The following is a 2,008-nucleotide window of genomic DNA, read 5'->3' as shown; positions in this document are numbered from 1 at the left end:
TGCTGCGCGAACAATCTCTCGCAGACCCGAGATTGCGTCCACGCCCGGGTGGGTCATGAAGCGCCTATCCTCGAGGACGAGCACCATCTTCTCGAGGTTGGTGAGTTCGTCGGGATAATAGGAGAACCAGGTCTCCGTCGCGCCATGGACTGCTAGGAGCCTGTCTGGATAATCGTCTCGACGGCTGGAGCGAAGCTTGATTCACTCCAGCCATGAGCAAGACCTTTCGTTCGTGGGATGTGGACCAGGGCTGGCTTCTGCCGCCCTCGGTGCATGAGTTCGTGCCGGCCGGGCATCTAGCGCACTTCGTTCGCGACACGGTGCGCGAGGGGTTGGACCTGACGGCGATCCTTGGGGCCTACGCGGTGGACCGCGGCCAGCCGCCCTACCATCCGGGGATGATGACGGCCTTGCTGCTCTACGGTTACAGCCGCGGGGTCTACTCGTCGCGCCGGCTGGCGCAGGCCTGCGAGGAGCGGGTGGATTTCATGGCGGTGACCGGCCTCAACAAGCCGGACTTCCACACCATCAGCGAGTTCCGCCGGCGGCATCTGGCGGCGCTGTCGGAGCTGTTCGTGCAGGTTTTGAAGCTGTGCCAAGCGGCAGGCCTGGTGAAGCTGGGGCACGTGGCGGTAGATGGGACCAAGCTTGCGGCCAACGCCAGCCGGCACAAGGCGATGAGCTATGGGCGGATGAAGACCACCGAGCCGAAACTGGCGGCCGAGGTCGAGGCCTGGCTGAAGGCGGCCGAGGCGGCGGATCGGGCCGAGGACGCCGAGCACGGGGCGGGTCTGCGCGGCGACGAGACGCCGGCCTGGATGGCCGACAAGCGAGAGCGGCTGGCGCGCATCCGGGCGGCCAAGGCCGAGCTGGAGGCCGAGGCGGCCGGCGACCCGGCCGATCTCGACCCCGAAGGCCCCGGCCCGTCCACCGGCATGCAGGCGAAGGGCAAGCCCAAGCGGGCCGAGGACGGCGGACCGCCCGACAAGGCGCAGCGCAACTTCACCGACCCCGACTGCCGCATCCTGCCGACCAAGGACGGCTTCATCGCCGGCTACAACGCCCAGATCGCCGTCGACCACGCCCATCAGATCATCGTCGCCCAGCGGCTGGCGACCAATCCGGCCGACTACGCGGCCCTCCTGCCCCTGGTCGATCAGGCCAGGGCCAACCTGGCGCGCAAGCTCAGGGAGGTCTCCGGCGACTCAGGCTTCGCCACCGAAGCCAACATCGCCGCCATGGCGGCGCGCAAGATCAGAGCCTACCTGCCGCCCGGCCGCCGCAAGCACGCCGACGCCCACGTCGGCGGCGAGCGACACCTGGTCAACTGCCCGCGGATGACCGCCATGGCCCGGAAACTCAAACGCGCCGGCTACCGCTCACGCTACCGGCTGCGAAAACACACCGTCGAGCCGGTCTTCGGGCAGATCAAGCAGGCCAGGGGCTTCCGGCAGCATCTCCTGAGGGGCCTCGACAAGGCCAGAGGCGAATGGGCCCTGATCTGCACCGCCCACAACCTGCTCAAGCTGGCGGGAGCCAGGGCATGATCAACCCCGAGCAGCCCAGATGCGCCAGCCCGTCACACCGTCTGTCTCCAGGCCAGCGATTATCCAGACAGGCTCCTAGCTAGCCAACTCAGTCCATCAGCTTCTGCGTCAGGTAGACGTAGTGCCGGGCCCAGCGGCGGGCGTTGAGTTCCGGGTCGGCGTCGTTGGCGTGGCCGCCGAAGGTCTGCTCGTAATAGAGGTAGGGCAGGCCCATTGCCTCCATCCTGGCGGCGAACTTGCGCGGATGTCCCGGATGCACCCGGTCGTCCCGGGTGTTGGTGGTGATGTAGGGCTCCGGGTATTTCACGCCGGGTTTCAGGTTCTGGTAGGCCGAGTATTTCTCGATGAACGCCCGGTCGGCCGGGATGTCGGGATTGCCGTACTCGGCCATCCAGGACGCGCCGGCCGACAGGTGGTTGTAGCGAAGCATGTCGATCAACGGGCTCTCGATGACGACGGCG

2 protein-coding genes are annotated in these 2,008 nt (G+C 67.2%); one reads left to right on the top strand and one right to left on the bottom strand.

The features are described 5' to 3' along the window. Positions 1 to 212: 212 nt before the first annotated feature. The gene (locus RMN86_RS15995; protein ID WP_309606852.1) at positions 213 to 1,547 is read left to right on the top strand and encodes an IS1182 family transposase; all 1,335 of its coding nucleotides are present in this window, start codon (positions 213 to 215) and stop codon (positions 1,545 to 1,547) included. 88 nt (positions 1,548 to 1,635) lie between these two features. Here RMN86_RS15995 and RMN86_RS15990 read toward each other — a convergent pair. Further along, positions 1,636 to 2,008: prolyl oligopeptidase family serine peptidase (locus RMN86_RS15990; RefSeq protein ID WP_309606851.1), on the bottom strand; the 373-nt coding region annotated here is incomplete at its 5' end.

The organism is Phenylobacterium sp. (genome assembly GCF_031360265.1).
In the GTDB taxonomy this organism is placed as follows: Bacteria; Pseudomonadota; Alphaproteobacteria; order Caulobacterales; family Caulobacteraceae; genus Phenylobacterium.
Note: the sequence above shows the minus strand (reverse complement) of the source record. Positions and strands in the feature narration are given on the sequence as shown.

Excerpts from the sequence above, each read along its gene's own strand:
- RMN86_RS15995 (WP_309606852.1), top strand. The coding sequence starts at position 213 with ATGAGCAAGACCTTTCGTTCGTGGGATGTGGACCAGGGCTGGCTTCTG.